At 51.0% G+C, this 23,324-nt stretch carries 24 protein-coding genes; 1 reads left to right on the forward strand and 23 read right to left on the reverse strand.

Features of this window, described 5'->3' with window-relative positions; genetic code table 11:
- Positions 1-46 precede the first annotated feature (46 nt).
- The 5 genes from HRI97_RS07780 to HRI97_RS07800 all read right to left on the reverse strand — a co-directional run bounded on the left by HRI97_RS07780 (position 47) and on the right by HRI97_RS07800 (position 5,004).
- On the reverse strand, positions 47-922 hold the full coding sequence (locus HRI97_RS07780) for a substrate-binding domain-containing protein (RefSeq protein WP_253724934.1): 876 nt from the start codon (positions 920-922) through the stop codon (positions 47-49).
- A 148-nt stretch (positions 923-1,070) separates the two neighbouring features.
- A complete protein-coding gene (locus HRI97_RS07785) occupies positions 1,071-2,009 on the reverse strand; it encodes an ABC transporter permease (RefSeq protein WP_253724935.1) in 939 nt (312 codons plus the stop codon).
- A complete protein-coding gene (locus tag HRI97_RS07790) occupies positions 2,002-3,501 on the reverse strand; it encodes a sugar ABC transporter ATP-binding protein (RefSeq protein WP_253724936.1) in 1,500 nt (499 codons plus the stop codon). Before HRI97_RS07790 ends, HRI97_RS07785 begins: the two co-directional genes overlap by 8 nt.
- A gap of 24 nt (positions 3,502-3,525) precedes the next feature.
- Positions 3,526-3,921 carry a D-ribose pyranase gene (gene rbsD, locus HRI97_RS07795; protein ID WP_253724937.1) on the reverse strand — a complete coding sequence of 132 codons (396 nt, stop codon included), beginning with the start codon at positions 3,919-3,921 and terminating at the stop codon, positions 3,526-3,528.
- Positions 3,922-3,999: 78 nt separating this feature from the next.
- Positions 4,000-5,004 (reverse strand): LacI family DNA-binding transcriptional regulator, encoded by a 1,005-nt coding sequence (locus HRI97_RS07800; protein WP_253724938.1) that lies wholly within the window; start codon positions 5,002-5,004, stop codon positions 4,000-4,002.
- Between the two features lie 234 nt (positions 5,005-5,238).
- Here HRI97_RS07800 and rd point away from each other — a divergent pair, with 234 nt between their 5' ends.
- On the forward strand, positions 5,239-5,397 hold the full coding sequence (rd, locus tag HRI97_RS07805) for a rubredoxin (RefSeq protein WP_180486505.1): 159 nt from the start codon (positions 5,239-5,241) through the stop codon (positions 5,395-5,397).
- A gap of 19 nt (positions 5,398-5,416) precedes the next feature.
- Here rd and HRI97_RS07810 read toward each other — a convergent pair whose 3' ends face one another.
- From HRI97_RS07810 to HRI97_RS07895, 18 genes are all read right to left on the reverse strand, one after another.
- Positions 5,417-5,962: a TIGR01440 family protein gene (locus HRI97_RS07810; protein WP_253724939.1), complete on the reverse strand. Its 546-nt coding sequence runs from the start codon at positions 5,960-5,962 to the stop codon at positions 5,417-5,419.
- Between the two features lie 4 nt (positions 5,963-5,966).
- Positions 5,967-6,923, reverse strand: coding sequence for an alpha/beta hydrolase (locus HRI97_RS07815; protein ID WP_253724940.1), 957 nt, complete (start codon positions 6,921-6,923; stop codon positions 5,967-5,969).
- A gap of 133 nt (positions 6,924-7,056) precedes the next feature.
- On the reverse strand, positions 7,057-8,166 hold the full coding sequence (locus tag HRI97_RS07820) for a hypothetical protein (protein WP_253724941.1): 1,110 nt from the start codon (positions 8,164-8,166) through the stop codon (positions 7,057-7,059).
- Between the two features lie 97 nt (positions 8,167-8,263).
- Entirely contained in the window at positions 8,264-9,349 is a 1,086-nt protein-coding gene (gene ispG / locus HRI97_RS07825) for a flavodoxin-dependent (E)-4-hydroxy-3-methylbut-2-enyl-diphosphate synthase (protein ID WP_253724942.1), read from the reverse strand.
- Positions 9,350-9,370: 21 nt separating this feature from the next.
- Positions 9,371-9,796 (reverse strand): ATP synthase subunit C-like protein, encoded by a 426-nt coding sequence (locus tag HRI97_RS07830; protein WP_021331352.1) that lies wholly within the window; start codon positions 9,794-9,796, stop codon positions 9,371-9,373.
- Between the two features lie 17 nt (positions 9,797-9,813).
- Complete coding sequence (locus tag HRI97_RS07835) at positions 9,814-11,706, reverse strand: V-type ATP synthase subunit I (protein WP_253724943.1); 1,893 nt, start codon at positions 11,704-11,706, stop codon at positions 9,814-9,816.
- The gene (locus HRI97_RS07840) at positions 11,703-12,305 is read right to left on the reverse strand and encodes a V-type ATP synthase subunit D (RefSeq protein WP_253724944.1); all 603 of its coding nucleotides are present in this window, start codon (positions 12,303-12,305) and stop codon (positions 11,703-11,705) included. The genes HRI97_RS07835 and HRI97_RS07840 overlap by 4 nt, the downstream gene beginning before the upstream one ends.
- A gap of 3 nt (positions 12,306-12,308) precedes the next feature.
- A complete protein-coding gene (locus HRI97_RS07845; protein ID WP_180486512.1) occupies positions 12,309-13,607 on the reverse strand; it encodes a V-type ATP synthase subunit B in 1,299 nt (432 codons plus the stop codon).
- Position 13,608: 1 nt separating this feature from the next.
- Positions 13,609-15,378 carry a V-type ATP synthase subunit A gene (locus HRI97_RS07850; RefSeq protein WP_253724945.1) on the reverse strand — a complete coding sequence of 590 codons (1,770 nt, stop codon included), beginning with the start codon at positions 15,376-15,378 and terminating at the stop codon, positions 13,609-13,611.
- Complete coding sequence (locus HRI97_RS07855) at positions 15,375-15,911, reverse strand: DUF2764 domain-containing protein (protein WP_253724946.1); 537 nt, start codon at positions 15,909-15,911, stop codon at positions 15,375-15,377. Before HRI97_RS07855 ends, HRI97_RS07850 begins: the two co-directional genes overlap by 4 nt.
- The gene (locus HRI97_RS07860) at positions 15,908-16,531 is read right to left on the reverse strand and encodes a V-type ATP synthase subunit E (protein WP_253724947.1); all 624 of its coding nucleotides are present in this window, start codon (positions 16,529-16,531) and stop codon (positions 15,908-15,910) included. The genes HRI97_RS07855 and HRI97_RS07860 overlap by 4 nt, the downstream gene beginning before the upstream one ends.
- A gap of 129 nt (positions 16,532-16,660) precedes the next feature.
- A complete protein-coding gene (locus tag HRI97_RS07865; RefSeq protein ID WP_253724948.1) occupies positions 16,661-17,722 on the reverse strand; it encodes an aldose epimerase family protein in 1,062 nt (353 codons plus the stop codon).
- Between the two features lie 60 nt (positions 17,723-17,782).
- The gene (locus tag HRI97_RS07870) at positions 17,783-18,457 is read right to left on the reverse strand and encodes a hypothetical protein (protein WP_253724949.1); all 675 of its coding nucleotides are present in this window, start codon (positions 18,455-18,457) and stop codon (positions 17,783-17,785) included.
- A gap of 2 nt (positions 18,458-18,459) precedes the next feature.
- Entirely contained in the window at positions 18,460-18,795 is a 336-nt protein-coding gene (locus HRI97_RS07875) for a hypothetical protein (RefSeq protein ID WP_180486518.1), read from the reverse strand.
- Complete coding sequence (locus tag HRI97_RS07880; RefSeq protein WP_253724950.1) at positions 18,776-20,740, reverse strand: FapA family protein; 1,965 nt, start codon at positions 20,738-20,740, stop codon at positions 18,776-18,778. The genes HRI97_RS07875 and HRI97_RS07880 overlap by 20 nt, the downstream gene beginning before the upstream one ends.
- Positions 20,740-21,528 (reverse strand): RNA polymerase sigma factor WhiG, encoded by a 789-nt coding sequence (gene whiG / locus HRI97_RS07885; RefSeq protein WP_016520307.1) that lies wholly within the window; start codon positions 21,526-21,528, stop codon positions 20,740-20,742. Before whiG ends, HRI97_RS07880 begins: the two co-directional genes overlap by 1 nt.
- A gap of 14 nt (positions 21,529-21,542) precedes the next feature.
- Entirely contained in the window at positions 21,543-22,271 is a 729-nt protein-coding gene (locus HRI97_RS07890) for a hypothetical protein (RefSeq protein ID WP_253724951.1), read from the reverse strand.
- A gap of 165 nt (positions 22,272-22,436) precedes the next feature.
- Entirely contained in the window at positions 22,437-23,324 is an 888-nt protein-coding gene (locus HRI97_RS07895) for a MinD/ParA family protein (RefSeq protein ID WP_180486521.1), read from the reverse strand.

The raw sequence follows: 23,324 nt of genomic DNA on the forward strand, positions 1-23,324 counted from the left end.
CCGATTCCGCCTCATTTTTATTAACCCGATTTTGTTAAACGCTTTTTTACTTTGTTATAAGGGTTACCGTAACGGGGATCGACGCATCAACGCTTTCTCCGCGCATGAGCTTGAGCGCCGTCTGTACGGCGGTCTTTCCCATTTCAGCAGGAAGCTGAGCGACCGTCGCCGCCATGCGGCCGTCTTTTACGGCGGCAAGGGCATCGTCGGTCGCATCGAATCCTACGATAACGATATTTTTTCCGGCGGCCGCCGCAGCTTCAAGCGCACCGAGCGCCATCTCATCGTTATGCGCGAAAATACCTTTTATATTCGGATTTCCCTGCAAAATATTTTCGGTCACGGACATTCCCTCTACGCGATTAAAATTCGCCGTAAGGCTTGCAACGACGTTCGCCTTTCCGTCAACGGCTTCGTGGAAACCTTTACCTCTGTCGATTGCGGCGGAAGAACCCGGAATTCCCTGAAGTTCCGCGATATCCGCATCCGATCCGGTGAGTTGTAAAAGATATTCCCCCGCCATCTTCGCTCCTGCGACATTGTCCGATGCGATCTGACAGGCTACGCTTTCGCCGATAACCGCGCGGTCTACCGAAATCACGGCAATTCCGGCTTTTTTTGCGGCGGCAACGGCCGGTGCGATCGCGGAAGAGTCTACGGGATTGACGATAATCACGCGAACTTTTTTCGACACGAGGTCTTCGATATCGCTCGCTTGTTTTACAACGTCATCGCCCGCATCCACGACCGTCAGCTCGATCCCCTGCCCCGCAGCTTCCTGCTTTGCTCCTTCTACGAGCGTCACGAAAAACGGATTGTTCTGTGTCGATACGGCAAGCCCCACCGTATTTTTAGCCTGCTGTTTTGCGCAGCCTCCCAGCAATAACGCGGAAAGCGCAATAAGACCCAACACCTTTTTCATACAACCTCCTGATATGAGATAAAACAAATTCCCGCTTTACCATGTACGTACGATCTAATCGTCCGCGCAAGTTGCAAAGCGTTCACACCGTTTAGAAAAAAATCCAAACCCGAACGACAATCTGCCTGCCGAATTTCCGCCCTGCGAATCAGCGTTTACGATCGGACAGGACGGCGAGCAGAATAACTGCAGCTTTTGCAACTTGCTGATAGTATGCGGAAATGCCGAGTATATTCATGCTGTTGTTGAGCGTCGCGATAATCAGCGCGCCCGTAATTGTCCCCAATATCCTCCCGCGTCCGCCGCTCATACTCGTTCCGCCCAACGCGACGGCGGCGATCGCATCAAGTTCGTAGCCCTGCCCCATCGTAGGCTGCGCGCTTCCGAGCCGCGAAACGATTATCAATCCCGCAAGCGACGCCATCAATCCCGAAAGACCGTATACGATCATCTTCGTTCTGCCTATTGCAACCCCTGCAAGAGCCGCCGCTTTACTGTTGCTTCCTATAGCGTAAATCTTTCGTCCGAGAACCGTTGCATGGAGCATAAAATAAAATCCCGCAAATAAAACAAAGAGGATTATTACGGGAATAGGAATACCGACGAAGCTTCCTTTGCCCAGCCCTTCCAAAAGACGGCTGCTTCCCAAAGCGGAAATCGGACGGCCTTTACTGAAAATCATCGTCGCGCCGCGGTATGCGGTCATTGAAACCAACGTCGCAATAAACGGCTGGAGCCTTCCCTTTACGATCATAATACCGTTCAGTATTCCGAGTACGATTCCGATCGCAAGCGCTGTAAGCATCGCAAGCGGTGCGGAAAATCCTCCCTTGATCATTCCCGCACACAATATCGCCGAAAGACACAGCGTCGAACCGACGGATAAATCTATTCCGCCGGTAAGGATTACGCAGGTCATTCCGAATGCAATGAGTCCGTTTATCGCAGACTGCCGCAACAGAGAAAGTACATTGCCGACGGAACGGAATTCCGGACTGATTATACACACGGCAATAACAAGGAGCAACAGCGCGATCTGCGCGCCGTAATCCTCAAATTTTTTCGCCGTCTCTCGAAAGTCAATCATGCAGCGAGCCTCCTGTCGCAAGCGTCATTATCTTATCTTGTGCGGCATCGCGGCGTTCAAGCAGGCCGGCAGCTTTTCCGTCGTGTATGACTAAAATCCTATCGCTCATGCCTAAAACTTCCGGCAATTCGGAAGAAACCATGACGACGGCAGCGCCGCCCTCCGCGAGTTTTGTGATTATCGAATAAATTTCCTGCTTTGCGCCGACATCGACGCCGCGCGTGGGTTCGTCGAGTAAAAGAATTTTCGGCTTCGTATACAGCCACTGTGCAAAGACGACCTTTTGCTGGTTACCGCCGCTGAGATTTCCGCATATATGCTCGCCGCCGGTACACTTTATGCCGAAATTCCGAATCGCTTCTTCGCTGAGCTGCGTTTCTTTTTTGCGGTTTAAAAAAATACGAAAATTCGTTATAGTCGGAAAATTCGGCAGATCGAGATTGCAGGTGATCGAATTTTCCAGCATCAACCCTTCGTCTTTTCTGTCTTCCGTGATAAACGCCATTCCCAGTTCAATCGCTTTTGCAGGACAGTGATTTTTCAGCGGCACTTCTTCTCCGTCGATAAAAATTTTGCCGCCGTCCGCACGGTAACTTCCGAAGATCGTCTTCATAATCTCCGACCGCCCCGCACCCATGAGCCCCGCAATTCCGAGAATTTCGCCCGCCCTGACTTCAAACGAAATATCGGAAAACATATCTTTTTTTGAAAGCGAACGAACTGCAAGGCGGGTTTTACCGAACGGGATATTCTTTTTTTGAAACAGATTCCCCAGCGGCCGGCCGATCATCATCCGTATGAGCGCATCCGGAGTTGTCCCCTCAGCGGGCACCGTACCGGCGTATGTGCCGTCGCGCATGACGGTAATCCTATCGCAAATTTTGAATATTTCGTCCATGCGGTGAGAGATGTACACAAAAGCTACGCCCTTGTCTTTCAATATGCGGATAACCGAAAAAAGCTTTTCGACTTCAGTTTCCGTCAGCGCCGCCGTCGGTTCGTCGAGAATGATAACTTTTGCATTTCCCAGCAACGCTTTCGCGATTTCGACGATCTGTCTTTGACCTACGGAAAGCGAAGCGAGCGGCGTAAGCGGATTAAGTTCGACTCCCAAAGTGTCCAAAACGCGCTGCGTTTGCCGTCTCATCGCTTTTTTGTCAAGCACGCCGAATTTTCCGAATATTTCACGCCCCAAAAATATATTTTCTTCGATGTTCATATCGGGAAAAGTATTGAGTTCCTGATAGACAAAACTTATTCCCGCTTTTTCCGCCTCTTTGGGATTCGCAAACGAAACTTCTTTGCCGTCGATATACAGTACACCCGCATCTTTCGTATGGACGCCGGTGAGTATCTTCATCAACGTCGATTTTCCGGCACCGTTTTCTCCCATAAGGGCGTGAACTTCGCCGGACATAAGGGAAAATTCGGCATTATCAAGAACAAGAGCGTTTCCGAAATGCTTTTTTATGCCCTGCATTACGATATGCATCTGCACGCCCCTTCCGCCGCCCGCCTAAAATATACAAGCCGATTGTACGATGATATTCGCATACGGGCTCGCTTCCCCGCTCCGCACGACAGCCTTGCACGATAAAAGTTTTTTTTTGAATTCTTCATGCGGCATAAAATCCGTCCTGACACCGGGCAAAAGCGTTTGAATTTCTTTGAGCACGGCAGGATTTTTTGCGCGTATCTCTTCCGCTAAAAAAATCCTTTCGACTCTCATATCGTTTACGACGGCTTTAAGAACCCGAACAAAATCCGGCACACCTTTTTCAAGCGAAACGTCGATCAATTCCGTTTCGTCGGGGCACGGAAGCCCGCAGTCGCTTATGCAGATTGTGTCGGTATGCCGCATATAGGACAATACCCTGGAGATATCGCTGTTCAAAATCCCTGATTTTTTCATATCCGCCTCAGTTAATCGATTACGTAATCGATTAACTACATTAAATGATAGCATGAACAACAAAAGTTGTCAAATTTTTTAGAAAATTCTTTTACACGATTCGCGGATTATCAAATGCGGTTCAAGAATAATTTTTTTTATATCGCGGCTTGAGTTTTCAACCTTTTGCAGCAGACGTTCGGTCGCAATCTCGGCAATTTCTTCTATAGGCTGCGCAATCGTCGTCAGCGTCGGCGATACGACGGCGGAAAGTTCCGTATTGTCGAATCCTATGACGGAAATATCGTCGGGAACGCGTACGCCGTATGCAGCGGCGGTATGAATAAATCCGATCGCCATCATATCGTTGCACGCGAACACCGCCTGCGGCATTTCCGAAAGAAGATGCAAGTGTAAAAATGCATCCCTTCCTCCGCTGTAATGAAAGTCGCCGCCGCATACGAACTTCTCATCGAATGCAATACCGTTTTCTTCAAGCGCCCTCTTAAAACCCGCCGTACGCTGCATACTCGAAGAAATTCCCGCGGGTCCCGTTATGCAGCCGATCTTCGTAAATCCGAGTCCGATCAAATAGGACGCAGCATCGTAACCGCCCTTTTCATTGTTTACGATTATATTGTCGGCCGAACCGTGATGCACATCGCGGTCGACGATAACCGCAGGAACCGAAGCCGTTTCGCATTTTCGAATATCGCCGCCCGCCCCGTTGCTCGATATAAATATAACTCCGTCAACTTGTTTGGAAATCAGCATATCGATGTAATACGACTGCTGCGCGGCGTTGTTGTCCGTATTGCACAAAATTATATTGTAGCCCAATGAAAAACAAACTCTGTCTACGGCGCGCGCGATTTCAGCAAAAAAAGTATTCGTACAGTCGGGCACGATAAGCCCCAACGATTTTGATGCCCCGCCCCGCAGTCTCCGTGCGGCGACATTCGGCTTATAATTCAGTTCCCGTACCGCCATCGCCACTTTTGACCGCAAATCGTCGCTCACATAACGCGTATTGTTAAACACGTGAGAGACCGTCGCAGTAGAAACTCCGGCACGCTTTGCTACTTCATAGATCGTAGGATTCATCGCATAGGAATTTACCTCATAATTTTTATTTTTACAAGATAAGATACAGTCGATCGGCACGCATTCGGCGACAGGCATTCGTCGTACAACGTTATCTTTTCCAACCTCCGACACTCTTGTCGGCGACGATTTTATTTGACGATTTTAAAATATATCGATATAGTATAAGTATTGCAGAGCAATCTGCAAGAATTTTACAAAGATGCGGTACAACGCAATCTGAGGAGCGTAGCTATGGACAAATACGAATGCACCGTATGCGGGTACGTATACGACCCGGAAAAAGGCGATCCCGACGGCGGCATAGCGCCGGGCACGAAGTGGGAAGACATCCCCGACGATTGGGTATGCCCGTTGTGCGGCGCTGGAAAAGATTCGTTTCAAAAAAAATAAATCGAGGCGAAAATCGCCGTTACAGGGTATAGCGTGCCCGCTCGCCGCCGATAAGACGCGGACGGGTGCGCGCGCATACGATGTGCGCTTCTCCGATGCTTTTTTGTCCGATGCGGACGGGAACGGCCACATCGCGCAAATGCATGCCGATAAGCGTATCGCCGATGTCGATTCCGGCATCGGCTTTTATATGCTCGGTAACGGCGGGCTTTTCAAACAGACGGTACGCCGCCGACGCAAACGAGCCGCCGGCGTGAATCCACGGAACGACGGAAACCCTCTCATAATCGTATTTTTCCAAACAGGCTTCTTCGATGACGAGCGCACGGTTCAAATGTTCGCAGCACTGCGCTGCAAGGAATATGCCGCTCGGCCGAACGATATCGTATATCGCTTTAAAGACTTCCCTTCCCGCCTCTTCGTTCGAAGCCGTTCCGATTTTGCTTCCGAGAATTTCGCTCGAAGAACATCCGACGACGAGGATGTTTCCTTCTTTCAGCTCTGCCGCTGAAAGCAATTGATTGACGGCATTTTTTACATCTTCGATAATTCGACTCATAGTCATCTTTTTATCCTTGTACTTTTTTTACGGCGTACTTGTCCATAAATTCGATTATCTTTTTTTCGTATCCCTTTCTGCCGAGCGCGTAGTTAACCGCGTGAGGAGAACCTTTAATAATGAGCAGTTCTTTCGGTGCTTTGCACGCTTCGTAATTTTTTTCCGACATATACAACGGCACGAAAGTGTCCGCATCTCCGTGGACAAAAAGCACGGGGATTTTATTTTCGGCAAGCGCATCGAGCGTCGAATATTCGCTCAAGCTGAAATCCGCGATCGAGCGGGCGAGCATATCGGAAATCGCGAGAGTCGGAAAAAGCGGGAGGTGATACGATGCTTTCAGTACGTGCGCGATTTCATCACGAGGCGAAGTATAGCCGCAGTCGGCGATGATACATTTAACGTTTTCGGAAAGCCCCGTGCTTGATGCCATGAGCACCGTAGAAGCTCCCATCGAAACGCCGTAGAGTATGATCGGGAGCGCCCCTCCGTTTTTTTTATCGATCGCCGCCGCCCAATCGCGGCAGTCGAAGCGCTCTTTTATGCCGAACGTGAGACAGTTGCCGCCGCTTTCCCCGTGCGCTCTTTCGTGCGGCAGCAAAACGTTCCATCCCCGTTCATGAAAAAACTGTACGGCAAGCGAAAAATCGCTCATCGGACTTCCGTGATAGCCGTGCATACAGACAACGGTTCCCTGTGCACCTTCCGCACGCACGTACCATGCGGCAAGTTCGATGCCGTCACAGGATGTGATACAAACGTTTTCCTTTTCCATGCGATGAAACGAATCGACGGCGCTGTGGAGCTCCGCAAGGTACGGCGCGAGAGCGGGCACATCTTCAAAAATTTCAGGCGCCCTTTTCTTTCGCCTGACAACCGTCGGACGGAAGAGAAAAGCGTACACGAGCAGCGTCAGGACGGCGAACAAAGCCGCGCAGATACTGAAAGCGATAATGACCATACGCATAGTGCGAGTATACCGTTTTTACGCAATCGCCGCACCACCTCTTTTCGTTTTCCGCATCATGGAAAATACTTTCGAAAACCGAGAGAAAAGCGTATTTTCTAAAAAAAAGAGCTTCCGAAATTCCGCACTTCGATTAATGGTTAAAAGTATCGGAAAGTACAAAAGCGGCATTTTTTTTCCAATAATCGTCGGGGGCGGAGTTTGCAAGCGCCGCATAGAGGTCGAACGCAAATCGTTCGTTTCCCGCTTTCCGCACGCAGCCGGCAAAATCAGAAAACCCTTTCCAAACCTGCCGATCCGACGCCCAATCGACGATGTCGGGAAAACGCCTGATTTCCGTAAAAAGACGACCGAGGTTTTGATATTCGAATTCGGGATCCCGCGCTTTTACGGTATTGTACATTTTCGTAAAAGCAGTAAGAGTTCCGAGCGCGAAGGCTTTCAGCGCTTTATCGGAAAAACCGCGCTCGTCGTAGTACGATGCGAGTTTGAAATATGCTTTAAGTGCCGTATAATCTTCCGACCTGAAAAGCGTAAAAAATTTTTCCATCGCTCCCGCTTCCCTGTCTTGCACGATACGCATAAGCGCTTTTTCAAAGCTTTCGTTTTTTAATAAACTGTCACCGCTTACGATAAGAAGCAAATCTTTTTCATAGCCGTCGAAATCTTTTTCGATAAGCGCGATGTCGGAAAGCTCGTACAAAATATCGTAGCGTTCGTCCGGCACGTCGAGAAGCGCGCCGTTCTGCCACGCGTTAATGAGATATTGTTTTGCGAGCGCGTATTCGCCTTCCAAAGCGTAGACGCGGCCGATAAGGCGATCGGCTTCGGGAAGAGAAAAGCGCGTCGAAACGTAGGAGACGAGGGCGGGCACGGAATTATGAAAAAACGCGCTTGTATTTTTCCCGATATAGCGCTCGACGATTTCAACGGCGTCGTAGTCTTCACGCTTTTTGAGAACTGCAAGCACGTCGGAAAGTACGCCGTTCGCCTTTTGCACTTCGCGCGGTTTTAAAGCATAAGAGAGCGTATCGGCTTCCCATGCGACGATCTCGCGCCGGGCTGTTTTCGCGTCGTTTGCAAGACGGAGCGCTTCTCCGTAGTTTCCGTTATCGAATTCGATGAGAGCGCGACGAAGCAGTTTTATATCGCCTGCAAGATCACGCGGTTTTTTAGGACGCACTTGCGCGCCGAGCGCCGAATACGTCATGAGCAATACGGAAAAAATAATAATCTTTTTCATAAGTCAACCGGTTCCGGAATTGAGAAAAACGGTTAAACGAAACACTGAAATAGCGTGCTTCGTTTAACGACCGCTCAGTCGGTACAATCGATACGTTTTACAGCGTGTTCAATTCTTCTCTGAATACTTTATCGGCATCTTTTGCGTCGACGGTTCGCACTATTTTTCCTTTTTTAAATATGACGACTTTATTGCCCGACCCCGCTATCCCCAAGTCCGCGTGTTTTCCCTCTCCCGGTCCGTTTACGACGCAGCCCATAACAGCGACGCTTATGTTTTTATCGAGCGATAAAAGTTCTCTTTGCCATTTTTCGACAAAGGCGTGCACGTCGAATCCGATCCTCCCGCACCTCGGACAGGAAATGAGCTTTACGCCGCCCTCTCTTTTTCCGCATTCTACAAGTATTTCGCGGCCGGCTATCACTTCGTTTTCGGGGGATGAGGAAAGGCTTACGCGGATCGTATCTCCGATGCCTTTTGAAAGCAGGGCGCCGAAAGCGAGCGTGCTCTTTACGATGCCGGTGATGAGCGGTCCCGCTTCCGTCACTCCGATGTGAAGGGGTATATCGTATTTTTTTGCAAATACTTCGTTCGCTTCGATCGTTTCACTTACCGAAGACGCTTTCATGCTGACGACAAACTGCGTAAAACCGAGTTCGTCGAATACGGCGGCTTCGCGCGATGCCGTTTCGGAAAGCGCTTCCGCTCTCGACATGGAACCCGCTTCAACTTTCGCCGCAAGGTCTTTCGGAAAACTTCCCGTATTGACGCCGATTCTGATCGCGGCGTTTTTTTCGCGGCACGAAGCGACGACCTTTTCGACGTTTTCACGAGAACCGATATTGCCGGGGTTGATGCGGATCGCGGCGACGTTGCCGCGAAGACATTCGAGGGCGAGCCGGTAGTCGAAGTGAATATCGGCGACGAGAGGTACCGTGCATTCGGCGGCTATCGCGCAGAGTGCGCGCGCGCTTTCCATATCGGGAACGGCAAAACGCACGATATCGCAGCCTATCCCTTTGAGTGCGTGTATTTCTTCTACGAGCGCTTCGCGCTTTTCCGAATCGGCGTCCAAACCGACGATGGATTTTTTCCACATCGTCTGTACCGAAACGGGCTCTCCGCCGCCGACGGCAATGCGCTCCGTTTTACCGTTTCCGCCGAGATAGACTTTTTTCGTCATGCGCGCTTTTTGAAAGAACGCTTATCGGCAAAAACCGATGCCGAAAGCCATGACAAAGAGAGCGACGGTTTCGCAAAGACCGACGACCATGATATAGCTCGCAAAGCCTTTGCCCGTTTCCCCGAGCGCATCCGAACCGGCTGCTCCCGCCTGTCCCTGAGCGACGGCAGACGCGCCCATCGCAAGTCCTGCGGCAACGCCGAGTCCGAGTAAAAACAGCGGATTTTGACCCGAATCGAGGATGCTCCTCGTCAAAAGAAATCCGTAAATCGTCTGCGTCAGAGGTGCGCCTGCAAAGACGGTGAGGATAAAAGGCGCGGGCTTATTGTTTACGTAACAGCGTTTCCATGCACCGATCGCGCCTTGACCTGCGATACCGATTCCGAACGCGCTTCCGATAGCGGCGAGCCCCATCACGACACCTGCACCAAGCATTCCCAAATTCATAACAACTCCTATTATTCCTATAACGCCGCTTCTCTGAACGGCTCATATTTATATCCCGACCACGACATACCGAGGTGGCTTGAAAATTCAAGCGTATTCAAACGCACGCCATGAACGATAACCGAAAGCACGTTCAATGCGACGTTAAGTCCGTGCCCCGTTACGAGCAGGACGAGTGCGGCGACAAAGAAAATCGCGTGTCCCAAAAGCGGACCCGCCATCGTGTTGACCGTACTCGAAATCGCGCTGCCGGCCAAAGCGACCGCCCACAGGCGGATATACGACACGATATCCGAAAATACGTTTACGACACCGAGCACTACCGAAATGATGTTTTTACAGCTTTCGAGCACCGCCCTTCCGACACTGCCGTCGTAATTCGAAAACACGAAGCTCATCAAAAAGCCGCCTCCGACGAGCGCGAGCGAAACGCGGCCGACGGGAATACCGTACACGACTTTATCGAGCGAAAAGATTTCCCCGCTGATGACGAGCATGAGCACGATGTAAAACATACCCCACAGCATGAGCATGGAACCCAAGTCTCCTATGCACTTCGGAGAGCGTATGTCGTTTATAAAGCACTTGATGTGAGCGACCGTCAGCTGCACGAGCGCGAGCGTAAAGCAAAACACTTGCAGATTTTGATCGGTCGTAAGGAGACTGTGCACGCCGTCGTAGCGGGAAGCGTATGCCGAAGAAATCGGCGGAATCGAAAGAGAAGTGAGCCATGAGGGAAGCTTGTCGGCGGCAATGCCGAACCACGTACACGTAAGCGTTCCCCACACGACCGTCGAAAAAGAAAGGAGCGCAAGGAGACTCATCATCGGATTCGTTTTTTTGCCTGCAGCCTTCGATTTGACCGTTACGGCGAGCGCAAGAGCGAGCATAATGAGTCCGTAACCCGCGTCGCCGAAAATCATGCCGAAAAAGATCGTAAAGAAAAACAAAAACCATCCGGAAATATCGAATTCGCGGTAGCCCGGAACGGTGCCGAGAAAATCGGTGAGCGGATAGATGATGCTTACGAGCGGATTGTTTTTAAGCTTTGTCGGCGGATCATCGGTCTCTTCGACTTCGCTCGAAGAAAGCGCCCAGCCGTTTTGTTTCGCCGCCTCTTCCAAAGCGGAAAAGCCGTCGGACGGAACATAGCCTGAAAGCCACGCGAGATCGCTCTCTTTGCCTTCGTTTTCTTTTCCCATACCCGCATACACGTTTTCGAATTCGATCTCTTTTGCGAGCTTTTTCGCATACGAATCGATCTGTCGTCCATACACCGCCTGTGCCGCAAGTTCGGTTTCGATTTCACGGATGCGTTTTATATTGCCTTCGATTTGCTCGGAAAGTTTTTCCGTAGCGATTTTCGGAAGCGGCACTTCAAAGGCTTCGGGCGGAAGATTTTCAGGCCGCTCTTTTCCGATAAGCAAAAATCGTACATCGCGCTTTCCGGTATTGACGAGCACCGTATCGATGGAATCGTCCAAAGCGGTGTATAAATCGGCCGGCATTTCGTACATCGAAAGCGCTATTCCTTTTTCGGAAAGATAAGCGAAATCGTCCGGATCGACACTGCCCCACTTTGCAAAGCGTTCGAGTTCGACGGTGTCGGCGCCGAGCGCATCGATGAGCGATTTTTTTTCGTCGAAAAGAGATGTAACCGTTTTGCTTTTTTCGGCGACTCCGGCTTCATCGAGGTTTTCGGCGCGGGATGTTTTCGGCGCTTTTATCTCGGAAAGGATCGCGTATGCGTTTTGCGCGCATGAAAAACTTTCTTTCAAAGCGGAAAGCTTTTCGCTTTCACCTTCAAGGCTTTCCAAGTGCATGACGCCGAGCTTACGCAATTTTTCGAGCGCGTCTTTTTTTTCTTTTTCGAGAATGACGACGGAAACTTTTTTCATCGCTACGATCATTTCGCTTCAGCCTCCAGTTTCCGCTTCGATATCTTACTGCGCACGACTGCGGCGACTCTTTCATCGCCGAGGAACACGGATATCTTTCTGATATTTTCTTTCGCTTCGGGAATCTTCACTTTTTCGAAAAGGTTGACGCGCTGCGTCGTCGTGCGAAGCTCTTTCGAAAGGAGGCGCACCTGTTCGTCGAGCACTTCCGCTTCCAAATCGAGTTCGAGCGCTCTTTCCATGCGATCGGCCGCCATATCGATCCACACGGGCGTTTCGTAGAGATCGTACTCGGCTCTCGTAAAATCGGCGCCTTCGTAAATCGGAATCTTCACGCCCGCGATATTGCCCGTGCCTTTTCGTATATTGCTTACGCGCACCGTATCGCGTCCGAAGGATTCGGCATCGGCGAACACGGCGATCCATTCGTCGAATTCCTTTTCGAGCGCTTTACGCGCATCGCGCACTTCACGCGCTTTTATGTCGATGGCGCGAATTTCGGTTTGGAGCTGCTGCTTTTTGAGCGTAAGTGTCGGAAGATAGCGCTGATACATTTTCAGCGCATCTTTTTGAATCTTTTGCTCGTTTTTCGTCAGCTTGATCTTCGCCATACGTTAATCCCTTTTCGGCCAATACTTATCGAGCAGTCCCGTTTTTATACCCGTTTCCTCTTTGTCGAAACAGTCGGCGAGAATCTTCCAGCCCGAATCGAGGGCGTCTTCGAGCGATATGTTTTTCGACAGATCCATCATTTCGTCTTCGAATTCTTTGCCGTATTTGATGAGCTTGTTGTCCCACGCGCTCATCATAAAGCCCATCGATTTTTTTTCAAGCGTATCTTTATACGAAGAATACAGGCGTATCATGCCGTCCATGAGAGCGCGATGATCGTCCCTCGTCTTTCCGTTGACGTTCTGCTTTAAGCGCGAAAGACTTCCGAACGGTTCGATGCGGCCGCCCTTGAGATAATACTGCCCTTCGGTGATATAGCCCGTATTGTCGGGCACGGGATGCGTTACGTCGTCTCCGGGCATCGTCGTCACGGCGAGGACGGTTACCGACCCCGCGCCTTCGAAGTCGACGGCTTTTTCGTAGCGGGAAGCGAGCTGACTGTACAAGTCGCCGGGATAACCGCGGTTCGACGGAACCTGTTCCTGCGTGATAGCGATCTCTTTCATCGCGTCGGCGAAGTTCGTCATATCGGTCAAAAGGACGAGCACGTCTTTGCCCTGCAGCGCAAACTGTTCGGCGACGGCAAGGCTCAAATCGGGCACTTTCATGCATTCGACCGTCGGATCGGCGGCCGTGTGGATAAACATAACGGTGCGGCTCATCGCTCCGCCGTTTTCGAGCGTGTTTTTAAAGTACAGGTAATCGTCGTACTTTAAGCCCATACCGCCGAGCACGATGACGTCGACTTCCGCCTGCATCGCAATGCGCGCGAGCAACTGGTTGTACGGTTCTCCCGAAATGCTGAATATCGGCAGCTTTTGCGAAACGACGAGCGTATTGAACATGTCGATCATCGGGATACCCGTGCGGATCATGCGGTTTGCCATAATGCGCTTGGAAGGATTGACCGAAGGCCCGCCTATCGTTACGAGGTTGTCCGTAAGAGCAGGTCCCGCGTCGCGGGGAGATGCGGAGCCGTTGAAAATGCGGCCGAGCAGATTTTCACTGAAACTCACTTCCATCCGGTGTCCGAGAAATTTAACATGATCGCCCGTAGAAATGCCGCGGCCGCCGGCGAAAACCTGCAGCGACACGACTTCTCCGTCGATTTTATTGACTTCCGCAAGCGATTTTCCGAATCTCGTTTCGATTTCCGCGAGTTCTCCGTAGCGGACGTTGTCGGCTTTTACCGTGATGACGTTGCCGGTGATCGATTCGATTCGCGAATATATTTTATTCATATCATTCACCGTCCTTGAGCAGTGCCGCCGCTTCTTTTTGCAGTTTGCCGTTTTTTTGCGCGTAGAGTTCGTCGATCTTTTTTTCGATATCGGTAAACGAGTCGTCCTTCCACGTCGAATAGTTCCAGTCGATAAAGAGCTGGCGCAGAGAATTGAAATAAGAGCGCGCATCGTCTTTCGTCTTCAAATCGAAATCGGATCCGAGGATGCGAAGCACTTTTTCAAGCGTATAGGTTTGGCGTTCGACGCTGACCGAATTGTCGACTTCGTCGAAAGAGTTTTGCTGAAAATACACCGAATCGAGAAAATCGCTTTTGAGGTATTCGATATAATCTTCGGTCGTCGTTCCCTCTTCACCGACGACTTTCATCATCTGATTGACTTCCTGTCCGCTTCTGAAGAGAGCGCGTGCGAAATCGACCCGGTCTTCGCGGATAACGCTTTTGTATTTCGACCACGAATTGAGCGGGTCGATCGCGGGGTATTTTCGGGCATCGCTCCGCTCGCGCGCGAGTCCGTGAAAAGCGCCGACGACTTTGAGCGTCGCCTGCGTAACCGGTTCGTCGAAGTTGCCGCCGGCGGGAGAAACCGTACCGCCGATAGTAACCGAACCCGTTTTGCCGTCGCGCAGGCGCACGATACCGGCGCGTTCGTAAAAGGCTGCGATATAGGATTCGAGGTAGGCGGGAAACGCTTCTTCGCCCGGAATCTCTTCGAGGCGGCCGCTCATTTCGCGCAGAGCCTGCGCCCAGCGAGAAGTGGAATCGGCAAGCAAAAGCACGTTGAGACCCATCTGGCGATAGTATTCGGCAAGCGTAACGCTCGTATAGACGGACGCTTCGCGAGAGGCGACGGGCATGGACGACGTATTGCAGATGATGATCGTCCGCTTCATGAGCGATTCTCCGGTACGCGGATCGATGAGCTTCGGAAAATCTTTGATCGTTTCGACGACTTCGCCCGCACGCTCGCCGCAGGCTGCGATGATGACGATATCGACTTCGGCGTTGCGGCTCGTCGTATGCTGGATAACCGTTTTACCCGCGCCGAAGGGGCCGGGTATGCAATAGGTTCCGCCGAGCGCAACGGGAAAAAACGTATCGATGAGACGTATTTTCGTAACCATCGCGTCAGACGGCGCGAGGCGTTCGGCATAGCAGTCGACGGCGCGTTTTACCGGCCACTTGAACGTCATCGTAATCGTATGCGTCTCGCCCTTTTCGTCTTCGAGGACTGCGATTTCATCTTGAATCGTGTACGATCCCGCAGGTACGATTTTCTTTACGGTATAAGAGCCGTACATATCGAAGGGTACGAGAATTTTATGCGTAAAGGGGCCTTCGGGAACCGAGCCGACGGCATCTCCGCGGTATACAACATCGCCGACTTTTGCCGACGGCGTAAAATCCCACTTCGTCGCTTTGGAAAGAGGGTCGACGTAGACGCCCCGCTCGAGAAAAAAGCCCGCCTGTTCCGCGACGAGCGGCAGCGGATTTTGCAAACCGTCGTACACTTGACCGAGCAAACCGGGACCGAGTTCGGCGCACAAAAGGTCGCCGTCGAATTCGACGGTATCGCCCGAACGTATGCCGTTCGTCATTTCGTAAATCTGCATTTGAGCGCCGTCGCCGCGTATACGGATGACTTCGCCTTTGAGCCGTTTGCCTTCGACGTTTACGTAGCCGACTTCGTTCATCGAAATGTTGCCGTCAAAGGCTATCGAAACCATATTGCCGTTGACGCCGACTACTTTCGCTTTAGTACCCGTCATATTGTTTCTCCCAGTATAGAATCGTACATAGTGCGGTATGCCAGAGTACCCGCTTCTTTGTTGAATTTTTTCATGCGCGCAGTGAGCAAAAGCCGTATGCCGTACTCGTAGACGGCATCGACGGAAAAGATATCCAAAGGACGAAGATTGTCGAGCACTCCGGTGCGGTATTCGTATAAAAACTTTTCTGCGGAAAGAGGACTGTCCATACCGACTGCGGTACGGGCTGCCTGCATGATGTCGGCCGTACACGACGGCGGCACTTGCGGTGCGTCGCGCTTCATCTTTTGCGCGCGGACTTGCGCGAGCGCAAAACGGAGACTCCGCTCCCTGTCGTACCACGCATCGAGAAATTCCGAACCGGTCGGTTCCGGCTCTCTCGGCGGAACGAGCGAAAGAGCGTTTAAGACTTCGACTTCCGCTTTCGAAAGGAAGCGCGAACACAGATCGCGGTAATAGCTTTCCGTTATCGCAAGAGCGCGCTCGGCGTTTGAAATGTCGGGCAGCTGCGAAACGAGATAATATTGCTTCACTCGTTTGTCCCTTGAACGGCGCCTTTTAAGATGGCTGCAGTGCGCGGATTGACGTAGGCTGCGAACAATTCGGCAAGGGAATCCGAAGAATAATCGTAAAATGCCCTGCCGTCTTTAACTCCGATCCTGAAACCGGCCGCGAGCGTTTTATCGCTTTTGAGCACGAGCCCCTTTGCGATTTCGTCTTTGAGCGCGGACGTAAGAGCCGATTCGAGTTCTTTCAAATCCTTTTCGGAAAGCAAAACGGAAAGCTCTTCCGCATCGGCGTGTTTCGTCCACGCTTTTACCGTTTCGGGGATAAGATTTACGAGCAGCTCTTTCGAATACGCTTTCGCCGTTTCCGTCTTAATAATTCTGTCGAGCTCGGCGATAAGGGAATCACGGAACGACAAAATCATATTGCGTCCCGCCTGCGCGATCGCGTCTTCGCTCGCTTTTTCCATGCGCCCGGTTTCGGCTTTCGCATTTTTGATGATGCCTTCGGCTTTTTGCTCCGCATCGGAAACGACGGCTCGCGCTTTTTTTTCGGCGTCGGCGAGTATCTCGGCCGCAGAAGCTTCCGCGCTCGCCACTCCGTCTTTTTTTATTTTGTCGATCAATTCCTGCAACTGGACATCCATACAACCCTCGCTGTCTCGGTAAAATAAACGATAATGCAATCATAACGCCAAACACAATTTAATACAATGCCTCGATTGCGGCTTATCGAGGACATGTAATATTTTCGACATGCCTCGATTGCGGCTTTTCTACCGGTGAAATCCGTATACGGTAATCGATTCGTATTTTTTTCCGGGAAGCAAAACGCAGGACGGAAAGTGCGCGATGTTCGGAGACGCGGGGAAGCACTCGGTTTCAAGGCAGAGCGCTGCGTGCTTGCCGTAGATGCGCCCGTTTTTGCCGCGCACGGCTTTCAGCATATTGCCGGTATAAAGCTGTATGCCTTCCGCATTCGTATCGACCGTCATCGTCCTGCCGGATTCGGGATCACACAATTGTGCAACTCGGATGATTTTTTCAGCCGATTCGGGAACTCCGGAGCTTCCGTTTTTTCCGTCGTAGACTCTCGTGACAAAGCAGTCGTCGTAACCCGTCCCCGTTTTTTTGATATCGCGGCCGATGCGCTTTTCTTTTAAAAAATCGTAAGCGCTATCCTTTACGGAAAGAATTTTTCCGGTCGGAATCAAAGCGCTCGTAGTTTCAAGATAAGAAGGACAATCGAGTTTTAAAACATGATTTTCGATCGTACCTTTCCCCGCAAGATTAAAATACGAATGATTGGTGAGGTTTACGGGACAGGCTTTATCGCTCGATGCCGTATAACGGCACGTAAGATTATCTTTTTCGTCGAGGATGTAGCGCACTTTTACGCGCATAGTTCCGGGAAAGCCCTGCTCGCCGTCTTTTGAAACGCGCGTAAACTCGACTCCCGCGCCTCTTTCGGTCGAAACGGTTTTCGCTTTCCACACTTTTTTGTCCCAGCCGTCAAAACCTCCGTGCAGCATATTGCGTCCGTCGTTTTTATCGAGCGTACAGCGTTTACCGTCAAGCGAAAATGAAGCATTTTTAATTCTGTTTGCAAAACGCCCGACAAAAGCGCCGAAATAGCTCGTATCGTAAATATAGCCTTCGAGCGTCGAATAACCGAGTACGACGTCGGTTTCGCTGCCGTCCGAATCGCGCAGCACGATACTCGTAATTCTGCAGCCGTAATCCGTAACGGAAAAGGACATGTGTTTATTTTTGACGGTAAAAAGCGAAACCTTTGTTCCGTCGGAAAGCACTCCGAAATTTTGCACCGTTGTTTTCATATCTTCCCCCATAAAAATTTTTGAACGCTTCTAAAATCCGACCGCGTTTTTAGAGATGTCTTATTGCATATCGAGTATCATCTGCACTTCGGTTTTCGAACACGAAAGTTGTTTTGCGATTTGTTCGATCGTAAGTCCCATTTCCGACATTTCGAGCACTTGCTTCGTAAAATTCTTTTTCGGTACCACGGGCGTATCCGAAAAATACACGTCGGGTTTTATAACCGGCACTTTCGCATACGACGTTCCGTCGCCCATCACGTTCATCTCGGCCTTTGTGTGCACTTCTTCCTGCTTGTCGTCGAAAAGCGAATGCTGTGTTTCCGTGAGCGCCTCCCCTTCTCCCGTTACGGTATAGGATGCGTCGGGGGCGGGACGGGAACGGGGAGCATTTTTTTTGTAAGTATTCGCGGCGCGTCGGGAGGTTTCGGGAACCGTCTTTTTTTCAAGCGTATCGCGGAGAGCGGACAACGATTTTTTTTTCGCTTCTTCGCTTTGAGCAAGCGCAATTCTTTTATCGGCTTCTTCGATGAGGCGTTTCAACCGCTTTGTTCTGTCGTCGATGATATCGATCGCGCGGACGGTGTTGTTGTTGATGTCGCGGATCATATTGTCCATTTCGGCTTTCGTTTTTTCGATGACGTCGTCGGCCGAAAAGAGGCGCTTAAAGCGGACTGTAAAGACGATCCACAAAGCGATATTGATTGCAACGATCGCAAATAATACTGCCGGCACGCTTACCTCGTAATATCTATGTGCTGACCGATATAGGATTCCCGTACGGCGCGCTCACGCCCTTCGTCTTTTTTTTCGCGCCCTCCGCCCTTGCCCCTCTCTTCACTCTCACCGCGAGAAGAGGATGCGCCGTCGTTTTTTACGGCGCGCGATTCGGCTTCCGATTCGTCGGATGCGGGACGGGAGACGCGATCGACTTCTTCCAAATTCTCGCGCACGATATTTTGCTGCTGCATCGCTTCGGCAAGCCTGCCGCCGTCCTGGGCTTGCGCGGCATTCTGCGCGATATTCGCCATTTGAGAATACATCGTCTGTAAATCAATTGGTTGTATAGCCATCGGGACCCTTTATTTTAGATGCGGCTTCGTATTTACCGCGCTTGACAAAATTGTTTTCGAAATAGAACGTTACGCCCGACACTTCGTTGTGCACTTCGTCGAGCACGTCGCGCACGTAGATCTTCACTCCCGCGTACACCGTTCCCGACGCTTTCACTTTTCCGACCGCTTTCAATTCACGCAAGTGCCCCTGCAGTTTTTGAATCTCTTCGGTCATCTCCGCCGATTCGGAATCGATCTGCGCTTTACGCTCTTTGAGTTTATTGAGATTATCTTCTTTTTCTTTCGGGAGCGATCGGCGTATCTTTTTTTGATTTTCGAGCGTCGAAATATCGAGTTCGATATTTTCAAGCTCTTTGACGAGCGCTCCCTGTTTTTCCTGTAAGCTGTCGAGGCGCTGCTTCGCTCTCGGATCGAATCCCACTTCGAGTATCGTTTCCGCTCCCCCTCCCGGAGAGCCGATGCTCTTTGCGGAAATCTCTTCCGTCGCAAACAAGTGCCCGCCCATAATCTGCGCTTTTTTCCCGGTCAAAACGATGTTCTTCATCGCCATGACTTCCGAATTCATAATGCTGTCGGTCACGATGACCGACTCGTCGACTTCGACTTTCGCCGCCTGTATGAATTTCGCCCACAGCGATTTTTTGCTTTTCAGCGTGCCGCCGTTTTTGCCGAATACGCCCTGCTGCACGATGATATTGCCGCCCGCATTGATTTTACAGTTGCCGACCGTACCGCCGACTTCGATATTGCCCGATGCGTCGACGTTAAAGCCGTCTTCGACGTTCCCGCGGATGATGACGGAACCGAGAAATTTGATGTTTCCCGTTTTGATGTTGACGCTCATAAGCTGGAGTACGGGCTCCACCGTAATCTTCCCTGCAAAGAGCATAACCTGACCGTCGGTATCGGCAATGACCGTCATACCGTCGGAAGCGAGCGAAACGTTTTGTCCGAGCGGAATCGGTATATCCTTTCCGTTTTTCGCTTCGGTATAGCGCCCCAAGAGCGTTTTGCCGGGCTTTCCCTTTTCTGCGGGAATTTTTTGTGCAAGGCGTCCGCCTTTGATGACGTTTTGTATGAGGTTCAACTCTTTAAAATCGACCTGCCCCGTCGCAGACTCCGTCGCGCGCAGCTTTTTCGGATCCGTTTCGAAATCGTACGCGATGTATGCATCCCTCCCGTCCTGTGCGGGAGTGCCTGCAGCGACTTCGTACGGAGTTTCGTAGACGGGATCGTCGACAAACGCTTCGATTTTATCTTCTTCAAAACCGGTGACGACACCCTGAGCGCGAAGCGCCCGCTCGATCATCGAATAGGAAACGTCGGCGCCGCTCATCGAAGGAGCCGATACGACGATTTCCGCTTTCATTTCGTCGCTTGAAATGCTCACCGAAACGCTCGCGTCTCCGGCGGCTATGTGTTTGTACGTGCCGACTTCTTTATAGTGACCGGCCGTACCCTGTTTGATATATTTTTTTACAAGGTCGTCTTCCACGGAAACCGTGTCCGGCCGCATAAGCGCCTGCATCACGTCTTTGCCGTCGACGGCTTTTCCCGTTCCCGAAGGAAGCAGCACTTTGAGCATGATTCTGTCGCCGAAGTGACGGACATAATACGCGCCGTCTCTGTCGATTACTTTTTGTTCGGTCGATTCTTCATCCGCTCCGAAAAGGTCGTCCTTTGCCGACTTCCGTTTTGCGTGAAGGGCATTCGGATTTTCATAGATACGAAGCCGCCACGGCTTTTTTCCGAAACCGAGAAAACCGCTGCTTCCCTTTTCGACGACTTCGTATTCGAGATCGGCGGCTTTCGTGTCGAGCTGAACGGCGGCATCGGCGAGCGCTTCATCGATGCTTTCGGCATGGACGTCGACATTGTGCAGCTGCTTGTCGCGTTCCAAGAGATGCTGCATATCCGCACGTATTTTCTCGAGCGATACCATCACATGATTCCTTTCCTGAGATTCGTCAACTTCGCGCGCATTCTGAGATTCGCTTTCGTATGCAGCTGGGAAATGCGCGATTCGCTTACGTTGAGCACTTGCCCGATTTCTTTAAACGTCAAATCTTCATGATAATACAAAACGATGACCATCTTTTCTTTTTCCGGCAATTCGTTGATGGCCTGCACGATAACTCTTTTAATCTCTTCGCGTTCGACGATCGCATCGGGGTTCATGCTCGACGGAGATTCGATGCTGTCTCCGATCGACGTGTTTGCAGAATCGTCCCCGCCGTGCCATACATCGCTCAAAGAGAGGACGCTCGTTCCCGACACTTTCATGATGATGCGGTGATAATCGTCTTCGCTTACGCCGAGCGATTCCGCGATTTCCGCATCGCTCGCCGTCCGTCCGAGCCGCGCTTCGAGCGTATTGATCGCATCTTCTATTTCACGAGATTTTTGCCGAACGGAACGCGGCACCCAATCGATCTGTCTGAGCTCGTCGAAGATGGCGCCGCGAATTCGGGTGACGGCGTATGTTTTAAATTTGACGTTTTTCGACGGATCGTATTTTTCGATCGCGTCGAGCAGACCGAATTGCCCGAAACCGACGAGATCGTCGAATTCGACACTGCCGGGCATACCGACGGACACCTTCCCGGCAACGTATTTTACAAGCGGCATATACTGCCGTATAAACGCGTCGCGCAGTGCCTGCGATTTCGTCTTTCGGTATTCTTCCCAGAGTCTGTCTTCTTCTTTTTCGTCGTTTACCGGATCTGCCATACTATGCACCTTTATTAAGTTTCGTTATCCTTTGCCAGCGCAGTGCTTATCGCCTTCGCCATAAGCGTCGTATCCTTTTCACTGTATTTACTCGCCTTATCGGATTTTTTCGTTTTGTCCGACGCTGCGGAAAAAGCGGTATCTTCGACGATTTCTCCGGACGGAGTCAAATCTTCAATGTCGGGCAAATCGTCGAGCGTATCGTCTTTGAGCGAAAAACCGTCGTCGGAATCGACTCCCGCTTCTTTTCCGGAAAGCGTCCCGGCACTCTCATGCAGCCCTACGGGAACAAAACCGTCATCCGACTGTTCCGTCCGATCGTCCGACGAAGCGCCGCCGTCCGCCGCATGGATCGTATCGATGCTTTCGCCCGAAGAAGCGGCAGCACGATTTTCTTTTTCTCCGTCCGAATAATCTTCTTTGTTCAGCATCTGACGGTTTCCGCCGACATCGAATTCGGGAGACCCCTCTTCCGTCGGAAGATCTTCGTCCTGCACGACGATATCGACATTGTTTCCCGTCGTTTCGCGCTGCACATCTCCCTCACCTCCCGCCGATGCGTCGATACGTAAAAACGTCGTACCGATAAACCGCACGGCAAATCCCACGAGGGCAAACACCGCGGCAAAGATAAAAGCGTAGAGCAATATACGTCCGATACCGCCGCGAGAAAAAAAGCCGAAGAAAAAAGAGATGAGAAAGCCTGCGAGAGCAAAACCTGCGATAAACCGAACCTGCTTCACCACACCCCCTAAAAACTTTTATTACTTATTATATTCTCATAATAATAAAAATACAATGCCGCTTCGCGGCCGCACCGCTGATTTTCCGCACGCGCTCTCGTACCCGCAACACAGTCGGAGAATGCCCGCCGCGTGCCGTACATTCTCCGTTTCAAAGCTGCATGTTCAATGCTTTCTGCGCAAAAACTTTTTCAAAAAATTCGATACGCCTTCACTTTCCATCGGTTCCGTTTTTTCGATGCGGCCGATGATGTGCTTGATGCACATTGCGGGCTTCGACGTCGGATTGATAACGATAAACGGTTTTTGCCGAATGACTGAAGCCTGCACGACAGGATCGTCGTACACGAAGCCGATGTAATCGACTTTATAATTCAAAAACTGGCTCACGATCGTGATGATGCGTTCGGAGATGCGCTTGCCTTCGTCCGCAGAATGCGCGCGGTTTACGAGCAGCTTTAAGTTGACCGGATGCTCGACGATTTCCGTCGTGATGATTTTAATGATGCCGTACGCGTCGGTGATCGCCGTCGGTTCGGGTGTCGTAACGACGTACACTTCATCGGCGGCGGCGACGAACTGCAAAACGTTGTTCGTGATGCCCGCTCCCGTGTCGATGATGATGATATCGGCGGAACCGAGAGAAGCGAACTGTTTTGCAAAATCCTCGAGCTCTTTGACGGAGAGGTTTGCGATCTTCGAAAGACCGTTTGCGCCCGCAATGAATTTGATATTGAATTCGGTGTCGAGGATGATCTCCTTCATCGTCTTTTTTTTGTCGATGACGTGCATGAGATTGTACGGCGGCACTTGATTGAGCAGCACGTTGATGTTCGCCATACCGAGATCCCCGTCGATCAGGATAACGCGCTTACCGGTCTGAGCGTAGGCTATGGCCATGTTTACGGCTATATTCGATTTACCGACGCCGCCTTTGCCGCTCGTGATCGCGAGGATGCGCGTTTTGTGCGCATCTTTTGCCGAAGACGTCCTCTTTTTCCCTTGAGCGCCCTCTTTCATCAATTCACGCAAACCTTCTGCCTGTTCTTCCAT

It is taken from the genome of Treponema socranskii subsp. buccale, assembly GCF_024181585.1.
Classification (GTDB): Bacteria; Spirochaetota; Spirochaetia; order Treponematales; family Treponemataceae; genus Treponema_D; species Treponema_D buccale.

Excerpts from the sequence above, each read along its gene's own strand:
- ispG (WP_253724942.1), bottom strand. The coding sequence starts at position 9,349 with ATGACGAAAAAAGTCTATCTCGGCGGAAACGGTAAAACGGAGCGCATT.
- HRI97_RS07840 (WP_253724944.1), bottom strand. The coding sequence starts at position 12,305 with ATGGCGAAGATCAAGCTGACGAAAAACGAGCAAAAGATTCAAAAAGAT.
- whiG (WP_016520307.1), bottom strand. The coding sequence starts at position 21,528 with ATGGCAGATCCGGTAAACGACGAAAAAGAAGAAGACAGACTCTGGGAA.
- rd (WP_180486505.1), top strand. The coding sequence starts at position 5,239 with ATGGACAAATACGAATGCACCGTATGCGGGTACGTATACGACCCGGAA.
- HRI97_RS07845 (WP_180486512.1), bottom strand. The coding sequence starts at position 13,607 with ATGAATAAAATATATTCGCGAATCGAATCGATCACCGGCAACGTCATC.
- HRI97_RS07810 (WP_253724939.1), bottom strand. The coding sequence starts at position 5,962 with ATGACTATGAGTCGAATTATCGAAGATGTAAAAAATGCCGTCAATCAA.
- HRI97_RS07860 (WP_253724947.1), bottom strand. The coding sequence starts at position 16,531 with ATGGATGTCCAGTTGCAGGAATTGATCGACAAAATAAAAAAAGACGGA.
- rbsD (WP_253724937.1), bottom strand. The coding sequence starts at position 3,921 with ATGAAAAAATCAGGGATTTTGAACAGCGATATCTCCAGGGTATTGTCC.
- HRI97_RS07875 (WP_180486518.1), bottom strand. The coding sequence starts at position 18,795 with ATGGCTATACAACCAATTGATTTACAGACGATGTATTCTCAAATGGCG.
- HRI97_RS07865 (WP_253724948.1), bottom strand. The coding sequence starts at position 17,722 with ATGAAAACAACGGTGCAAAATTTCGGAGTGCTTTCCGACGGAACAAAG.
- HRI97_RS07820 (WP_253724941.1), bottom strand. The coding sequence starts at position 8,166 with ATGAAAAAGATTATTATTTTTTCCGTATTGCTCATGACGTATTCGGCG.
- HRI97_RS07850 (WP_253724945.1), bottom strand. The coding sequence starts at position 15,378 with ATGACGGGTACTAAAGCGAAAGTAGTCGGCGTCAACGGCAATATGGTT.
- HRI97_RS07800 (WP_253724938.1), bottom strand. The coding sequence starts at position 5,004 with ATGAATCCTACGATCTATGAAGTAGCAAAGCGTGCCGGAGTTTCTACT.
- HRI97_RS07785 (WP_253724935.1), bottom strand. The coding sequence starts at position 2,009 with ATGATTGACTTTCGAGAGACGGCGAAAAAATTTGAGGATTACGGCGCG.
- HRI97_RS07835 (WP_253724943.1), bottom strand. The coding sequence starts at position 11,706 with ATGATCGTAGCGATGAAAAAAGTTTCCGTCGTCATTCTCGAAAAAGAA.
- HRI97_RS07815 (WP_253724940.1), bottom strand. The coding sequence starts at position 6,923 with ATGCGTATGGTCATTATCGCTTTCAGTATCTGCGCGGCTTTGTTCGCC.
- HRI97_RS07880 (WP_253724950.1), bottom strand. The coding sequence starts at position 20,740 with ATGGTATCGCTCGAGAAAATACGTGCGGATATGCAGCATCTCTTGGAA.
- HRI97_RS07790 (WP_253724936.1), bottom strand. The coding sequence starts at position 3,501 with ATGCATATCGTAATGCAGGGCATAAAAAAGCATTTCGGAAACGCTCTT.
- HRI97_RS07830 (WP_021331352.1), bottom strand. The coding sequence starts at position 9,796 with ATGAATTTGGGAATGCTTGGTGCAGGTGTCGTGATGGGGCTCGCCGCT.
- HRI97_RS07780 (WP_253724934.1), bottom strand. The coding sequence starts at position 922 with ATGAAAAAGGTGTTGGGTCTTATTGCGCTTTCCGCGTTATTGCTGGGA.
- HRI97_RS07895 (WP_180486521.1), bottom strand. The coding sequence starts at position 23,324 with ATGGAAGAACAGGCAGAAGGTTTGCGTGAATTGATGAAAGAGGGCGCT.